This window comes from Enterobacter sp. HG048, from assembly GCF_024702055.1.
Taxonomy (GTDB): Bacteria; Pseudomonadota; Gammaproteobacteria; order Enterobacterales; family Enterobacteriaceae; genus Enterobacter; species Enterobacter dykesii.
In genome coordinates, this window is record NZ_JANLIZ010000016.1 from 53,999 (window position 1) to 70,054 (window position 16,056).

Below are 16,056 nucleotides of genomic sequence, written 5' to 3' on the forward strand. Positions count from 1 at the left end.
GGACCAATTCACACGAAGGGGAAAAGAGTAGGCCGGGTAAGCGCAGCGCCACCCGGCATGAAATCAGAACGCGGTCTTACAAAAACCCGTCATCTCTTTCAGGCCCATTTCGCGGCCAAGCTCAGTCATCGGGTGTACCACCACCAGACCACGGACGCTTTTTTTCAGCTTGCCCATGTCGGCCTGTTCTTTTTTGGTGATCGCGCGGCGGTGCGGCATGTTCATCAGCTTCTGCGCTTCTTTGCTCAGCTTCTGGCCCTTCACTTCGCGCAGACGTTCGATTTCTGTTTCCAGCGTGGCGGCTTCTTTTTCCAGCTCGGCGTACTTCTCGGCGGAATCGACCAGTGACAGGCCAGCCATCTGGTGGCGGATCAGATCCAGGCGATCGCTCAGGCGTTTAATTTCGTTCTTTTCGACTTCTTTCATGACAAATAACTCTGAAAACGGGGAATTTACAGGGAAGGATACACCAATGTGAGCAGGCTTACTTCTGAAACGCTTTTTTTAAGCTGATTCGGGAAATCAGCTCAGTCAGGGAGAGAACCATCGTGGAACGGACAACCTGTTGATAACGCAGCTTTTGCATCGCGTAGAGCTCAGGGTCGCTGTTATCAAAATGGGGCGCAGGGGGCAGCGCGGTGACGCAGTGCAGCTCGCCGAAGGGCCCCAGGATCTCATCATCGGTAAAGGTATACTCGTTACCGTCATGATTGAGTTCTTCGCGCAGCGCCATTAACAGCTCCGCATCTTCATACTCTTGTCGGTTGAGCACGCCAAGACCATAAATCAGCTTCAGACGCACGGATAGATCGCCCAGCGGTCCGTCTCCGTCCAGTAACGGTTCTACAGCATACTTTACCGCGTAGTCGTCTTTGCGAAACACCTGAAGCACCAGGATATTCACCGCCTCGGTTAACAGCTCGACGGCGGCAATCAGGAAGCTTCGTACGGTTTTGCCAGCATTCAGACGCTCAAGCACACGATTTTCAAAGGCCTGGGTTTGTTCCATTATTGCCTGCATATCTGACAATCTATTATTTGGGCGCAGGTTAACCTGCGCCGCACTGTGCATCATTTGGTTGCGTTGTATGCGTTAACCGCCTCCACAACCACGTCGCTGTTGGCGTCCAGACCGGAAATCTGCGCCAGCGCAGCCTGCCCGCCTTTGTCATCAATCAGCTGAGCCAGTTCCTGCGCCTGTGGGTCCTGCTCGCTGCGGTAGTGCATCGCGGCGGCAATCCCTTTCACCAGGTTGGCGTGCGGCAGGCCGTATTCCAGCGTGCCCAGCAGCGGCTTAATCAGACGGTCGCCCGCGCTCAGTTTGCGCAGAGGCTGACGGCCCACGCGCTCAACGTCATCTTTCAGATACGGGTTTTCAAAGCGACCGAGGATTTTCTGGATGTATGCTGCGTGTTTCTCAGCATCAAAACCGTAGCGTTTGATCAGCACCGCGCCGCTCTCTTCCATTGCCCCTTTTACCACCGCGCGGATCTTCTCATCGAGGATCGCGTCACGAATGGTCTGATGACCGGCCAATTTTCCGAGGTACGCGGTTATAGCATGCCCGGTGTTCAGCGTGAAGAGCTTGCGCTCGACAAATGCCATCAGGTTATCGGTTAATTCCATTCCCGGAATGGTCGGCAGGGCGCCTTTAAACTGGGTTTTATCAACGATCCACTCGCTGAAGGTTTCCACGGTCACTTCCAGCGGATCGTTGGTGGCGGATTCAGAAGGTGGGACGATGCGGTCCACGGCGGAATCCACAAAACCCACGTGCGCTTCAACCCAGGCTTTGTCTTCGTCTGCTACAGCGTTAAGCACGTGGCCTTTCAGCTGCGTGGTGCCGCGCACCATGTTTTCACAGGCGATGATATTCAGCGGGGTGTCGATACCCTGCGCTTTACGTTTTGCCAGGCCTTTCGCGACCGCAGGGGCGATGCGCTCAAGCACAACCGGGCCCACGGCGGTGGTGACCAGATCGACGCTGGCGATGAGGTCGATAACGTCTTCGCCGATGCTGCTGACCGCATTGACGCCGGATACCGTCTCAACCTGTTCGTTTTCGCCGACCACATGGACCTGATAGCTATGACGCGCATTCAGGGCATCCAGGACCACCTGATTCACATCGGCGAATGTCAGCGTAATGCCCGCGTCTGCCAGCAGTTTACCGATAAAACCACGACCGATATTACCTGCGCCAAAATGTAATGCTTTCATAGTGTTAACCTTCATCAATGTTTTTACCCGAGAGGGCTGGGGTGAGGAACGTTTCCCCTCACCCTAGCCCTCTCCCCCATGGGGGAGAGGGAAGAGAACTTATTTGTTAAGAAGTGCCAGGACTTCTTCCACGCTGGTGGTGCTCGCCAGACGCGCAATGACAGATTCATCGTCCAGCGCGTTGGTCAGGCTGGTAATCACCTGAATGTGCTCGTTGTTGCGAGCGGCGATACCAATCACCAGACGGGCGATGTCATCTTCTTCTTCGCCGAAGCGCACGCCCTGCGGATACTGACAGAATACGACGCCGGTTTTCAGAACGCGATCTTTCGCTTCAACCGTACCGTGCGGCACCGCGATGGATTCGCCCAGGTAGGTTGGCGTCAGTTTTTCGCGTTCCAGCATCGCGTCAACGTATTCAGGCTGAACGTAGCCGCCTTTCACCAGCTGCTCGCCGGCAAAGCGAATCGCTTCTTCTTTAGTTGCCGCGGTACGACCAAGGAAGATGTTTTCCGCACCCAGTTTGAACAGGTGGGCATTGCTCTCGTCAAAGCTGTCCTGCAGGCTTGAGCGCACTTTCACTTCATTGTCTTCGTGACGTTGCGCCGCAACCAGACGTTCGGTCAGGCTGGTGTACAGGCCGCTGTCGAGGAAGTTGGTCAGCGAGATATGCTGCGCCTGCGGCACCTGGCGCATGGCGCGTTCGGTCAGGTCGCGGTGCGTGATAACCAGGTCAACGTCCGGCGGCAGGCTGTTAATGGCGCTGTTGGTGACGGAGATGTTGGTCAGGCCCGCATCCTGCACTTTCTTACGCAGCACGCCTGCACCCATTGCGCTGGAACCCATACCGGCATCACAGGCAACGATGATTTTACGAACGTGGCTCAGGTCGTTAGACACATCGCCAGCCGCCAGCGGGGTTGCGCCTTTGGATTCGGCTTTCATGTCGTGCATACGACGGGTCGCCGCTTCGATGTCATCATCTTCTTTCACTTTGCTGGTTTTCAGCAGGATAGAAGAGACCACGAAGGAGACGGCCATGGCTGCACAGATAGCCGCGATGTTGGCGAAGTACGCCCCTTTTGGCGTCATCGCCAGCACCGCCAGGATAGAACCCGGAGAGGCCGGAGACACCAGACCGCCGCCCAGCACGCTCAGGGTGAACACGCCGGTCATACCGCCAAGGATAACGGCCAGGATCAGACGTGGGTTCATCAGCACGTACGGGAAGTAAATTTCGTGGATACCGCCCAGGAAGTGGATGATTGCCGCACCACCAGCAGACTGCTTAGCGCTGCCGCGACCAAAGAACATGTACGCCAACAGTACGCCCATACCCGGACCCGGGTTGGCTTCAATCAGGAAGAAGATAGACTTGCCGAGATCGTGAGACTGCTGAATACCCAGCGGCGAGAAGATGCCGTGGTTGATGGCGTTGTTGAGGAACAGGATTTTCGCCGGTTCTACGAAGATAGACGCCAGCGGCAGCATATCGTGCGCAACCATAAAGTTAACGCCTGCCGCCAGAATTTTGGACAGCACTTCTACCGCAGGGCCAATGCCGAGGAACGCCAGAATCGCGAGGATCATCCCGATGATGCCCGCAGAGAAGTTGTTCACCAGCATTTCGAAGCCGGATTTGATCTTACCATCAACCCAGACGTCGAATTTCTTAATCGCCCAGCCGCCCAGAGGACCGGCAATCATTGCACCGAGGAACATCGGCATATCCGCACCGACGATAACCCCCATGGTCGTGATGGCACCCACTACGCCACCACGGTCACCGCCCACCAGTCGACCACCGGTGAAACCGATGAGCAGCGGCAGGAGATAGGTAATCATTGGGCCAACAAGTTTCGCCAGCGTTTCGTTAGGCAACCACCCTGTCGGAATGAACAATGCAGTGATGATACCCCACGCGATAAACGCGCCGATATTTGGCATCACCATGTTGCTGAGGAAACGACCAAAGCTTTGAACTTTGATCTTGAAATCGGATGACATAAAACACCCCTTCTTCTGTTTACGCTTAGGCTTGCGGCCCGAGGTTTATTGTTAATGAGGCGGCAGAGGTAGCCGGGCCCTGTTCTGATGCTGTGAAATCTGGCACTGAATCGTTCAACTGTCCAGACGGCGAAAATTTATGTGACGTGTATCACGTAAATGTAGGGGGTGTGGACATTAATGAGGTGATCTGAATCACAAAATGTATGACTAAAAAAAATACGATGGTGAGAAAAACGACAAAAACCACCCTTTTCTGTGATGAGCGTCACGATTTGATTTTGTGGGTTTGTTTCTGGATTGTGACTGATTTCACAAAATATTTTTATGCAGATTTCTCCGGCTGTGATCGGCGGCAAACTCTGCTTCGCGATTCAGCGCCAGGAGGATATTGCACGACACGATAAGCTAAAAAACCACTTTTGATGTGTGGTATGGCGAAAAGTTAAAAGGTGGATTACGCTCATATTGTAAGGTTAAGTATATTATTATTCAGGATATATTTTGACACGCTTATAAACTTGCACGGAGATATTATAAAAACCGATACTCCCCGGCTCTGAAATAACCAGTATACCTTATGTATTTTAAAATAAATTAATTAGGTTGCGTACTGTTTTATTAATTCAATGAGTTGACGTTGTTTAAGTGAGGAGAATATGTTTCTCAACTATTTCGCGCTGGGCGTATTGATTTTTGTATTTCTGGTTCTCTTTTACGGAATCATCGCCATCCATGACATTCCTTATAATATGGCCAAAAAGCGAAACCATCCGCATGCCGATGCGATTCACACGGCAGGGTGGATTAGCCTGTTTACGCTCCATGCCATCTGGCCGTTCCTGTGGATATGGGCCACGCTGTACCGTGAAGATCGCGGCTGGGGGATGCAAAACCACATCACCAAGCCTGATGAGGTTCCGGGCATGGATGCGCTGGCCAAACGCGTGGCCGAATTAGAACAAAAGCTGGCCGCGGTACAGCCCGCTGCTGATAAAAACACGCTGGAGCGCTAATCATGGATCTGTTGATTATTTTGACCTACGTGGCATTTGCCTGGGCCATCTTTAAAATATTCCGAATTCCGGTTAACCAGTGGACGCTTGCCACCGCGACATTAGGCGGGGTATTTATTGTTGCCGGACTTATTCTGTTAATGAACTATAACCACCCGTATACCTTTACGGCGCAAAAGGCGGTTATTTCTATTCCGATTACGCCGCAGGTGACCGGTGTGGTCAGTGAAGTCACCGATAAAAATAACCAGCTTATTAAAAAAGGCGAAGTGTTATTTAAGCTGGATCCGGGCCGCTACCAGGCGCGCGTCGACAGACTCCAGGCCGACCTGGTGACCGCGACGCATAATATCGACAATCTGAAAGCGCAGCTTTCGGAAGCGGTCGCCAATACCACCCGCGTATCGGCTGAACGCGATCGCCTGTTTAAAGATTATCAGCGCTACCTGAAAGGCAGCCAGGCGAAGGTGAATCCGTTTTCTGAAAGCGATATCGACAACGCGCGCCAAAATTATCTCGCACAGGATGCGATGGTGAAAGGCTCCGTTGCCGAACAGACGCAGATTCAAAGCCAGCTGGACAGCATGGTGAACGGCGAGCAGTCGCAGATTGCCTCCTTACGCGCGCAGCTTGCCGAAGCGAAATACAACCTGGATCAGACCGTGGTGCGTGCGCCAAGCGATGGTTACATCACCCAGGTCTTAATCCGTCCCGGAACTTATGCCGCCGCGCTGCCGCTGCGTCCGGTGATGGTCTTTATTCCTGAACAGAAGCGTCAGATCGTGGCCCAGTTCCGTCAGAACTCGCTGCTGCGTCTGAAGCCGGGCGATGAAGCGGAGGTGGTGTTTAACGCGCTGCCGGGCCAGGTGTTCTCCGGTAAGCTCACCGCAATTCTGCCTGTGGTGCCGGGAGGAACCTATCAGGCGCAGGGCGCGCTGCAGTCTCTGACGGTCACACCGGGTACGGATGGCGTGCAGGCCATCATAGAGCTGAGCCCTGACGCTGAAGTCGATGCCCTGCCGGACGGTATCTATGCCCAGGTGGCGGTCTACTCGGACCATTTCGCCCACGTCTCGGTGATGCGTAAAGTATTGCTGCGCATGACCAGCTGGATGCACTACCTCTATCTCGATCACTAATCCTTCCTGGGCAGGAATACGACACGCATACCTGCCCTTTTTTCATCGCTTGATCCATACTGACTTTTTTCCGGCATCAAGGATCAGGCAATGAAACTCATCGGTAGCTACACCAGTCCCTTCGTGCGAAAAATCTCGATTCTCCTGCTGGAGAAAGGGATTGAATTTGAATTCGTGAATGAACAGCCCTACAACGCTGAAAACGGCGTCGCGCAGTACAACCCGCTGGGGAAAGTCCCGGCGCTGGTGACGGACGAGGGCGAATACTGGTTCGATTCCCCGATTATTGCGGAGTATATCGAGCTGTTGGGCGTTGCCCCGGCAATGCTGCCGGCTGACCCAAAGGCGGCGCTGGCGATGAAGCAAATTGAAGCCCTGGCCGATGGCATTATGGATGCGGCGTTAACCTCCGTGCGTGAACAGGCAAGGCCCGCTGCCCAGCAGTCGGAAACGGAACTGTTACGCCAGCGGGAAAAAATCAGCCGCAGCCTGGACAGGTGCGAACAGCTTATCCGGGAAGGAAAGATTCAAACCGACAGCCTGAACCTGGCAACCATCGCTATCGCCTGCGCCATTGGCTATCTTAACTTCCGCCGCGTTTCCCCTGGCTGGTGCGTCGACCGTCCGCTGCTGGTGAAGCTTGCAGACACGCTTTTTAGCCGCGAGAGCTTTGCCCGTACCGAACCGCCAAAGGCTTGATGCGGGTTATAACACTTCGGCGTCGGAGGCGGTACAATCCCTCCACATGTTAACTCCCTCTCCCGTCGGGAGGGGGGAAGATATTTACTCGCCAGGCGCTTTCATGACTACTCATCATTCGCTGTACAGCCAGATCCCCGCTACCGACCGTCTCCTTCGCGAGCCCCGCATTCATGCTGCCGTTGAGCGTTTTGGCCATACCGCGACGGTGGAGATGTTACGCCTGCTTCAGGACGAAGCCCGATGCGCTATTCAGGCAGAAAACGCCTTGCCCGACTGGTGCGCGGCGTGGGAGCAGGAAGTTGAAAACCGGCTGGATGAGAAAGCGCAAAGCGCGTTACGCCCGGTGATTAACCTGACCGGTACCGTGCTGCATACCAACCTGGGACGCGCGCAGCAGGCGGATGAGGCTATCGCGGCGGTTGTGCAGGCCATGCGGGCGCCCGTGACGCTGGAGTACGATCTGGACGGCGCCGGACGCGGGCATCGTGACCGGGCGCTGGCGGATCTGCTGTGCCAGCTGACCGGTGCGGAAGATGCCTGCATTGTGAATAACAACGCCGCCGCGGTGCTGCTGATGCTGGCGGCCACCGCCAGCGGCAAAGAGGTGGTGGTTTCCCGCGGCGAGCTGGTGGAGATTGGCGGGGCGTTTCGTATTCCGGACGTGATGCGCCAGGCGGGCTGCACGCTATATGAAGTGGGCACCACTAACCGCACCCATGCGAAAGATTATCGCGCGGCGGTGAATGAAAATACCGCCCTGCTGATGAAGGTCCACACCAGCAATTACCATATTGAAGGCTTCACCAAAACGGTTGAAGAGGCGGAGCTGGCGGCGATTGGCCGCGAACTGAATATTCCGGTGATTGCCGATCTCGGCAGCGGCTCGCTGGTGGATCTGAGCCTTTATGGGCTGCCCAAAGAGCCGATGCCGCAAGAGATGATTGCCGCAGGCGTCAGCCTGGTCAGCTTTTCCGGCGACAAGCTGCTTGGCGGGCCGCAGGCCGGGATTATCGTCGGCAAGCGCGAGCTGATTGCGCAGCTCCAGCAGCATCCGCTCAAGCGCGCCCTGCGAGCCGATAAAATGACGCTTGCCGCGCTGGACGCGACGCTGCGGCTCTATCTCCATCCGGAGAAACTGGCCGACCGCCTGCCCACGCTGCGTCTGTTAACCCGCGATGCCGCTTCGATTCGCGCCCAGGCCGAATTACTGCTGCCGCGCATTGCCCCGTGCTACCCCGATTTTGACGTTCGCATTGAACCCTGCCAGTCGCAGATTGGCAGCGGTTCGCTGCCGGTGGACAGGCTGCCGAGTGAAGCGCTCACGTTCACCCCGCGTGACGGCCGCGGCAGCCACCTTGAAGCCCTGTCGTCGCGCTGGCGTGGCCTTCCCGCGCCGGTTATCGGGCGGATTTACGATGGCCGAATGTGGCTGGATCTGCGCTGCCTTGAAGATGAAGAGCGATTTCTGGAGATGTTGTTGAAATGATTATTGCCACCGCCGGTCACGTCGACCACGGAAAAACCACGTTGCTGCAGGCGATTACCGGCATAAACGCCGACCGCCTGCCGGAAGAGAAAAAGCGCGGCATGACCATCGATCTGGGCTATGCCTACTGGCCCCAGCCTGACGGTCGCGTACTGGGTTTTATTGATGTACCGGGGCATGAAAAGTTTCTGTCTAACATGCTGGCGGGCGTGGGCGGCATCGATCATGCCCTGCTGGTGGTGGCCTGCGATGACGGCGTGATGGCGCAAACCCGCGAGCACCTGGCGATCCTGCAGCTGACCGGCAACCCGCAGCTGACCGTGGCGCTGACCAAAGCCGATCGCGTGGATGACGCACGCGTCAGCGAGGTGCGCGAAGCGGTACAGGCGACCTTGCAGGAGTATGGTTTTGCCGATGCACCAATTTTTGTCACCGTGGCGACAGAAGGGCGCGGTATCGATGAACTTCGCCACCACTTACAGCAGCTTTCGTCGCGTGACCACGCCAGCCACCACCGCTTCCGACTGGCCATTGACCGGGCGTTTACCGTCAAAGGTGCGGGGCTGGTGGTGACCGGTACGGCGCTGAGCGGTGAAGTGAAGGTAGGCGATAGCTTATGGCTGACGGGCGTTAACAAACCGATGCGCGTGCGCGGCCTGCATGCGCAAAATCAGCCCGCGGAGCGTGCTCATGCCGGGCAGCGGATCGCGCTAAACATTGCCGGGGATGCGGAAAAAGAGCAGCTTAACCGCGGCGACTGGCTGCTGGCCGATGCCCCACCTGAGCCGTCTGAACGCGTCATTGTCTCCCTGCAGACAAACGTGCCCCTGACCCAATGGCAGCCGCTGCATATTCACCACGCGGCCAGCCATATCACCGGGCGCGTGTCGCTGCTGGAAAACGACCTTGCCGAACTGGTATTCGATTCTCCGCTCTGGCTTGCAGACAACGATCGTCTGGTTCTGCGTGATATTTCCGCGCGGGAAACGCTGGCCGGGGCACGGGTGGTCGCGCTGAATCCACCGCGACGCGGCAAGCGTAAACCTGAATATCTGCAGTGGCTGGCAGCGTTGGCGCAGGCCAGCGATGATAACGCCGCGCTGCGGGTGCATCTCGATCGCGGTGCGGTGAGCCTGCGTGATTTTGCATGGGCACGCCAGCTGAGCGAGGAAGGGTTACGCCTGCTGGCCCAGCAGCCGGGCTTTATTCAGGCTGGAAACAGTCTGCTAAACGCCCCGGTTGCTGCACACTGGCAGCGTAAAATACTGAACACGCTCGAAACCTACCATGAACAGCATCAGGATGAGCCTGGCCCGGGCCGTGAGCGTCTGCGGCGCATGGCGCTGCCGATGGAAGACGATGCGCTGGTGCTGCTGCTGATTGAAAACATGCGCGAAAGCGGGGCGATCAAAAGCCACCACGGCTGGCTGCATCTGCCGGATCACAAGGCCGGGTTCACCGAAGAGCAAGAAGCGGTATGGCAAAAAGTGGCCTCGCTGTTTGGCGATGAGCCGTGGTGGGTTCGCGATCTGGCCCGCGAAACGAATACCGACGAGCAGGTAATGCGTCAGGTATTGCGCCATGCGGCGCAGCAGGGGCTGATAGTCGCGATCGTGAAAGATCGTTATTACCGTAACGATCGCATTGTGGCCTTTGCGAACCTGATCCGCGAGCTGGATCAGGAGCGGGGCTCTACCTGTGCAGCCGATTTCCGCGACCGGCTGAACGTGGGCCGCAAGCTGGCGATTCAGATCCTGGAGTATTTCAACCGCATCGGCTTTACCCGCCGTCGCGGTAACGATCATTTATTGCGAGATTCGTTATTATTTCCTGAAACTCCGTGACCCCCGTCGTAAAGCCGTTACCGGTTGGCGAGAAAATCGCCAGCCGGAACTACCCTTGATGTACACCAACAGCAAGGAGACGGTCATGACAAACAATCCTCCCTCATCGCGTATCCAGCCCGGCGAGTATGGTTTTCCCCTCAAGCTGAAGCCCCGTTATGACAACTTTATTGGCGGCGACTGGGTGGCACCCGTCGACGGCGAATACTATTCCAACCTGACCCCCGTTACCGGCCAGCCGCTGTGCGAAATAGCCAGCTCAGGCAAGCGCGACATCGATCTGGCGCTGGATGCGGCGCACAAAGCGAAAGATAAATGGGGCCACACCTCTGTTCAGGATCGTGCGGCCATTTTGTTCAAAATCGCCGACCGGATGGAGCAGAATCTGGAGCTGCTGGCGACGGCGGAAACCTGGGATAACGGCAAGCCGATCCGGGAAACGATGGCGGCAGACGTGCCGCTGGCCATTGACCACTTCCGCTATTTTGCCTCCTGCATTCGCGCTCAGGAGGGTGGAATAAGCGAGGTAGACAGCGACACCGTGGCGTATCACTTCCACGAACCGCTGGGCGTCGTCGGGCAAATCATTCCGTGGAACTTCCCGCTGCTGATGGCGAGCTGGAAAATGGCGCCCGCGCTGGCTGCCGGCAACTGCATTGTGCTGAAACCGGCGCGTCTGACCCCGCTCTCGGTGCTGCTGCTGATGGAAATCGTTGGCGATCTTCTGCCGCCGGGCGTGATTAACGTGGTCAACGGCGCGGGCGGTGAGATAGGGGAATATCTGGCTACCTCGAAACGGATCGCTAAAGTGGCGTTTACCGGGTCGACGGAAGTGGGCCAGCAGATTATGCAGTACGCCACGCAGAATATCATTCCGGTTACCCTGGAGCTGGGCGGGAAATCCCCGAACATCTTCTTCGCGGACGTGATGGAGGAAGAGGATGCCTTCTTCGATAAAGCCCTGGAAGGGTTCGCGCTGTTTGCGTTTAACCAGGGCGAAGTCTGCACCTGCCCGAGCCGCGCGCTGGTGCAGGAGTCCATCTATGAGCGCTTTATGGAGCGGGCCATTCGCCGCGTAGAGTCTATCCGCAGCGGTAACCCGCTCGATAACGTCACGCAGATGGGGGCGCAGGTCTCGCATGGACAGCTGGAAACTATCCTCAACTACATCGATATCGGCAAGAAAGAGGGGGCGGATATTCTGACCGGCGGTCGCCGTAAGGTGCTCGGCGGGGATCTGCAGGAAGGGTATTACCTTGAGCCGACGATCCTGTTCGGTCAGAACAACATGCGCGTCTTCCAGGAGGAAATTTTCGGACCGGTACTGGCCGTGACCACCTTCAAAACGATGGAGGAGGCGCTGGAGATTGCCAACGACACGCCGTATGGCCTGGGAGCCGGCGTCTGGAGCCGTAACGGTAATCTGGCTTATAAAATGGGCAGAGGCATTCAGGCCGGGCGCGTATGGACCAACTGCTACCACGCCTATCCGGCGCATGCGGCATTTGGCGGTTATAAGCAATCGGGCATCGGGCGTGAAACCCACAAGATGATGCTGGAACATTATCAGCAGACGAAATGTTTGCTGGTCAGCTACTCCGATAAACCGCTGGGGCTGTTCTAATCGCCCTGCTCAGGCCGTCCATGGGCGGCCTGAGCTATTTGCTGGCGCAGGCAGTTCAGAACGCCATCCAGAACGTATTGCACGCGCCAGGGTTGGTATTCGCGTTTGCGGAAGATGGCCGTCAGATCGAGCCACCACTCTTCCTGATGCGGGAAGCAGGGGACCAGCATCCCTTGCGTTAATTCTCTTTTCAGACTCTCTTTTGGCGCAAAAACAATCCCAAGATTATTTCTTGCCAGCTCCAGGGCCGTCTGCGTATTGTCGCAAATATAATTACCGGTCACCCGGTAGTCATGCACGTTATCGCTGCCATGCACGCGGAAACGCCATATATTTGCATCATCGACCAGCATGGAGTCAATGAGAATACAGGAATGATTAATTAAATCTTCAGGTCCCTTTAAGGGATGCTTATTTAAATACTCAACGGTTGCAAATGCCGTAACGGAATATTTTGTTAACACGCTGGCAACCAGACTTTCGTCTTTCGGCTGCGCATAGGTAATTAAAATATCGCAGTCATCTGGAAACGAAACACCTTCAGCAAATTCATTGCGATCCAGATTGTACGTTTTCAGGGATATGCGGATGTCACCGATATCCTCGATTTTGTGGATCACATGTCGAGACAGATAGGTCACAATACCCGTAGGGGCGTAAATCGTGACCTTACCGCGTTTTTCATGCTTGTAATCAGCAATGAAATTAACAAGTTGCGTGTTTTTATCCAGCGTGGCGTTAACGTAGGGAAGTAACGCTTCACCGAACTGAGTAAGCGCCAGCTGGCGCGTGGTGCGTTCAAAAACCTTGAGTCCAACCCGCGTTTCAAAATCAGACAGATATTTGCTGACGTTGGCCTGCGCCATGCCCAGCAGGGCGGCGGCATCACCAATGCTGCGAGTTGCGGCGATGACGGATATGATTTTTAATTCGCGTGGCTTTAGCTGTAAATTACTCATCCTGCGCACCCATCTATATGATTTTATATATAATATTATATAAACCGCAGCGTTGCATTGGCAAATTTGTAACCATTATTATGCGCCTCGCTTGTTTGGCATTTTAATGGATTACATGTAATGACTATTAAATACAATTTACTCATCGCGGCCACGTTATTTGCAACATCCTCAGCAATGGCCGGTGACTTTTCACTAGGAGCGGGGGCTGTATTTAATGAGTCTCCTTACAAAGGCTATAACGAAAATACGACCGCAGTACCGTTAATTAGTTACGAAGGCGATAGCTTTTATGTTCGCCAGACCACGGGCGGATGGATCCTGTGGAAAGACGCAAAAAACGAACTCAGCCTGACCGCATCGTGGATGCCGCTGCATTTCGATCCTGATGACAACGACGACCATCAGATGAAAAAGCTTGATGAGCGTAAAGCTTCTGCCTTCCTCGGCGGCGCGTACTACCGCCACGAAAGCTGGGGTTCGCTGAAAGTGGCGGTCTCGGGCGATGCCACTGATGAAAGCGGCGGTCTGATCGGCGAGGTTTCATACTTCCGCCCAATCAGGATGGAACGCCTGACCCTGACGCCCTCTGTCGGTATTTTCTATAGCGACGAAAGCTATAACGACTACTACTACGGCGTATCCGGCAGCGAGTCTCGCCGCTCCGGACTGGATCAATACACCGCCGGTGACAGCTGGACGCCATACGTTGGCCTGGCGGCTAAATATCAGTTAACCCAGAAGCTATACCTCAACGCCAGCGCGGTTTACACCGTTTTGCCTGACGACGTGAAGAACAGCCCGGTGATCGATCGCGACGACAGCTTCGCGCTGATGACCGGCCTGACCTGGCGTTTCTGATGCGCTAAAGCCGGGTGGCGGCTTCGCCTTGCCCGGCCTACATGGACTACCATCGCAGTTTTACGTAGGCCCGAGCAAGCGAAGCGCTGCCGGGCATATTTGAGAGTACCTATCTCCCGTTTCCCTTTCCGTCATGACTTCCTCATTAATATTCCTGATACGCTAATGCGATCTGCGCCATCAATAAAGGTGCGTATCATGTGTATCATTCTTAAAGAAATTTATACTGGGCACTCTCGCCCGGATTTGGCGACGGGCGCGAATTAAGCACGGATATCAGGAGTCGTTATGTTTTATCCGGCTTACATTCATTCTGATTCCGACGGTAGCGCCAGCGGCTTTTTACCTGACGTTCCAGGCTGAGGCAGCACGTCGCGTGCTGCCTCAGTAAAAAATTAATTATATAGAGCTGCTGTCGCTTTCAGGATATCAGCAAAGGAATAGATATCATCGACTGTCGTTATAGGATGACGCGTTTCGTTTTTTTCTATGTCGAAAAGTCCGATGTATTTTTGCGTACGATTGAAATGCAATCGGCAAAGGGGTTTGCGGTTGTTGTCATCTACAAGGATACCAAAGTAACTTTTGGTATCTCTGTGAGTTATACGGGGTGCCTCCAGTACTGCTCTGGTGATTGCTTTAACTATATGATATCCCTCGAGCTCCTCTAGCGTTGTAACCACATCACTTTCATCTTTATGTTCGTCTTCCTCAATCTGTGATGACTCATTTGGAGTATCGATGATCGCTGGGGTTATGCCCGTAATAGCTGACTTAAGTCGCTCATTAACCTGATCATTTATGTACTGGCTTGCAGCTTTTTTGGTCAAGTTTAAAAAAGATTCTCTGACTTTTTGAGTCAGAATCCCATCATAAACTCGGGATGCAAAAAATTTCACAAAGTCATCTTCAGGATTATTTAGCTGAGAATGCAGGATTTTTTTGATTTGACTGACATATTTTAATTCACCAGCAGCATTGATAATTGATTCCAAATCAAACGAAGACTTAGTTAATTTTCTTAGCTCAGGTATGATATTTTCGTCAATATCAAGAAGATCTACTTCCAAAAATGGTTTTTCATCCATTTTATTGGGAGCATCCAGATCTGTAAAAAATTTATAATTTTGTCCATTGGTGAGGATTGAAATTCTGGCGTTTGTTACATGGAAATACCTGAATAACTGCGAAGCATGATTTATATTTAATGGTTCGCCAATTTTCTTACATTCAATAAGTATCTGAACGTCATTATTTTTCATTATAGCATAATCGATTTTCTCGCCCTTTTTTGTACCAACATCACAGACAAACTCAGGTGTTACCTCTGAAGGATCAAAAACATCATAACCCAGAACGTTATGAATGAATGGCATTACAAATGCGGTTTTTGTTGCTTCTTCAGTATTAATTACATCAAGTTGTTGTTTTATTTTATTTGATAAGGCATTTAATCTTTCTGTGAATTCCATGGGATATCCTTATTTTTAGCTGTGTGTCTTTATGGAATAACACTAAAATGCATGTCAGACAATGGTATGTCTGAGCTGAACTGCTGCAAAAAAACAATACCGAGGGTTAGATCACATTGTCTTTCAGTCGATGATAATCCGTGAACTCGGCATCGCTGAGCTTGATAAAAATATTATATATCCATAAAGGTGACATTATTCTTGTTTATGTTTATCCACCCAAATCCGCATCTCTGCTACTCCCCTATTTGCCCAACTGAACCGGGGTATAAAGGTTAGCGTGCAGTGCTGGCGCTGGAGATGATTTTATAGCAGGTGTCGCTCTCTTCAGGGAATGGAGACAGCGTGGATCAGGCCGGTGCGGCGATGGCGTGGAAGGCGAAGCAGCTTATTCGCACGCAGTTTCATTTACCGCTTTCGATGTCGCAGCTGGCAAAAGCGTTGCACTGCAATGCCGATTACCTGGGGCACGTATTTCGCCGGACTTTCCACTGCCCTGACGGAGGCGATACATCGCCAGCGCGTCAGGGCAGTGGAAAAGCTGTTGCTGGATGGCTCTGCGTCGCTTACCTAAGTAGCAAACCGCTATGGTTTTAATGACGTGGGCTATTTTCGGCAAATATTTTCAAAGCATACGGGCTTAACACCTGCCGTCTGGAAACGGCGGTATTGTAAAGAGCATAATAATTCTGGCTGAGCGCCTCCTATTTGACCCATCACACCTTC

Annotated in this window: 13 protein-coding genes and 3 pseudogenes; 9 read left to right on the plus strand and 7 right to left on the minus strand. The window is 53.8% G+C overall.

Annotated elements, in window-relative coordinates; translation table 11 throughout:
* Positions 1–63 precede the first annotated feature (63 nt).
* From NUX24_RS17295 to NUX24_RS17310, 4 genes are all read right to left on the minus strand, one after another.
* Positions 64–426 carry a YibL family ribosome-associated protein gene (locus NUX24_RS17295; RefSeq protein ID WP_010436679.1) on the minus strand — a complete coding sequence of 121 codons (363 nt, stop codon included), beginning with the start codon at positions 424–426 and terminating at the stop codon, positions 64–66.
* Positions 427–484: 58 nt separating this feature from the next.
* Positions 485–1,075: a mannitol operon repressor MtlR gene (mtlR, locus tag NUX24_RS17300; protein WP_023309920.1), complete on the minus strand. Its 591-nt coding sequence runs from the start codon at positions 1,073–1,075 to the stop codon at positions 485–487.
* The gene (mtlD, locus tag NUX24_RS17305; protein WP_257833070.1) at positions 1,072–2,220 is read right to left on the minus strand and encodes a mannitol-1-phosphate 5-dehydrogenase; all 1,149 of its coding nucleotides are present in this window, start codon (positions 2,218–2,220) and stop codon (positions 1,072–1,074) included. The genes mtlR and mtlD overlap by 4 nt, the downstream gene beginning before the upstream one ends.
* Before the next feature lie 99 nt (positions 2,221–2,319).
* Positions 2,320–4,227 carry a PTS mannitol transporter subunit IICBA gene (locus NUX24_RS17310; protein WP_023309922.1) on the minus strand — a complete coding sequence of 636 codons (1,908 nt, stop codon included), beginning with the start codon at positions 4,225–4,227 and terminating at the stop codon, positions 2,320–2,322.
* A gap of 659 nt (positions 4,228–4,886) precedes the next feature.
* On the opposite strand from NUX24_RS17310, the gene NUX24_RS17315 reads away from it, so the two are divergent.
* From NUX24_RS17315 to aldB, 6 genes are all read left to right on the plus strand, one after another.
* The gene (locus tag NUX24_RS17315; RefSeq protein WP_023334046.1) at positions 4,887–5,243 is read left to right on the plus strand and encodes a DUF3302 domain-containing protein; all 357 of its coding nucleotides are present in this window, start codon (positions 4,887–4,889) and stop codon (positions 5,241–5,243) included.
* 2 nt (positions 5,244–5,245) lie between these two features.
* A complete protein-coding gene (locus NUX24_RS17320; RefSeq protein ID WP_126330474.1) occupies positions 5,246–6,382 on the plus strand; it encodes an HlyD family secretion protein in 1,137 nt (378 codons plus the stop codon).
* A gap of 90 nt (positions 6,383–6,472) precedes the next feature.
* Positions 6,473–7,081 carry a glutathione S-transferase gene (locus tag NUX24_RS17325; protein WP_126330476.1) on the plus strand — a complete coding sequence of 203 codons (609 nt, stop codon included), beginning with the start codon at positions 6,473–6,475 and terminating at the stop codon, positions 7,079–7,081.
* Positions 7,082–7,184: 103 nt separating this feature from the next.
* Complete coding sequence (gene selA, locus NUX24_RS17330) at positions 7,185–8,570, plus strand: L-seryl-tRNA(Sec) selenium transferase (protein WP_257833075.1); 1,386 nt, start codon at positions 7,185–7,187, stop codon at positions 8,568–8,570.
* Positions 8,567–10,414 carry a selenocysteine-specific translation elongation factor gene (gene selB, locus NUX24_RS17335; RefSeq protein WP_214577271.1) on the plus strand — a complete coding sequence of 616 codons (1,848 nt, stop codon included), beginning with the start codon at positions 8,567–8,569 and terminating at the stop codon, positions 10,412–10,414. Before selA ends, selB begins: the two co-directional genes overlap by 4 nt.
* An 85-nt stretch (positions 10,415–10,499) precedes the next feature.
* Positions 10,500–12,038 (plus strand): aldehyde dehydrogenase AldB, encoded by a 1,539-nt coding sequence (aldB, locus tag NUX24_RS17340; RefSeq protein ID WP_023309928.1) that lies wholly within the window; start codon positions 10,500–10,502, stop codon positions 12,036–12,038.
* Here the strand turns inward: aldB and NUX24_RS17345 are convergent.
* Positions 12,035–12,997, minus strand: a complete 963-nt coding sequence (locus tag NUX24_RS17345) for a LysR family transcriptional regulator (protein WP_149323944.1) — start codon at positions 12,995–12,997, stop codon at positions 12,035–12,037. The two genes, aldB and NUX24_RS17345, sit on opposite strands and share 4 nt — an antisense overlap.
* Before the next feature lie 120 nt (positions 12,998–13,117).
* On the opposite strand from NUX24_RS17345, the gene NUX24_RS17350 reads away from it, so the two are divergent.
* Both NUX24_RS17350 and NUX24_RS17355 read left to right on the plus strand, forming a co-directional pair.
* Entirely contained in the window at positions 13,118–13,858 is a 741-nt protein-coding gene (locus NUX24_RS17350) for a MipA/OmpV family protein (protein ID WP_047651762.1), read from the plus strand.
* A gap of 288 nt (positions 13,859–14,146) precedes the next feature.
* Positions 14,147–14,218, plus strand: a pseudogene (locus NUX24_RS17355) (type II toxin-antitoxin system HicB family antitoxin); the annotation flags it as partial.
* 35 nt (positions 14,219–14,253) lie between these two features.
* Here NUX24_RS17355 and NUX24_RS17360 read toward each other — a convergent pair.
* Positions 14,254–15,330, minus strand: a complete 1,077-nt coding sequence (locus NUX24_RS17360) for a type I restriction endonuclease (protein ID WP_047651761.1) — start codon at positions 15,328–15,330, stop codon at positions 14,254–14,256.
* Between the two features lie 195 nt (positions 15,331–15,525).
* Positions 15,526–15,627, minus strand: a pseudogene (locus NUX24_RS21865) (hypothetical protein); the annotation flags it as partial.
* A 48-nt stretch (positions 15,628–15,675) separates the two neighbouring features.
* On the opposite strand from NUX24_RS21865, the pseudogene NUX24_RS17365 reads away from it, so the two are divergent.
* A pseudogene (locus NUX24_RS17365) lies at positions 15,676–16,027 on the plus strand (helix-turn-helix transcriptional regulator); the annotation flags it as partial.
* Between the last annotated feature and the right edge of the window lie 29 nt (positions 16,028–16,056).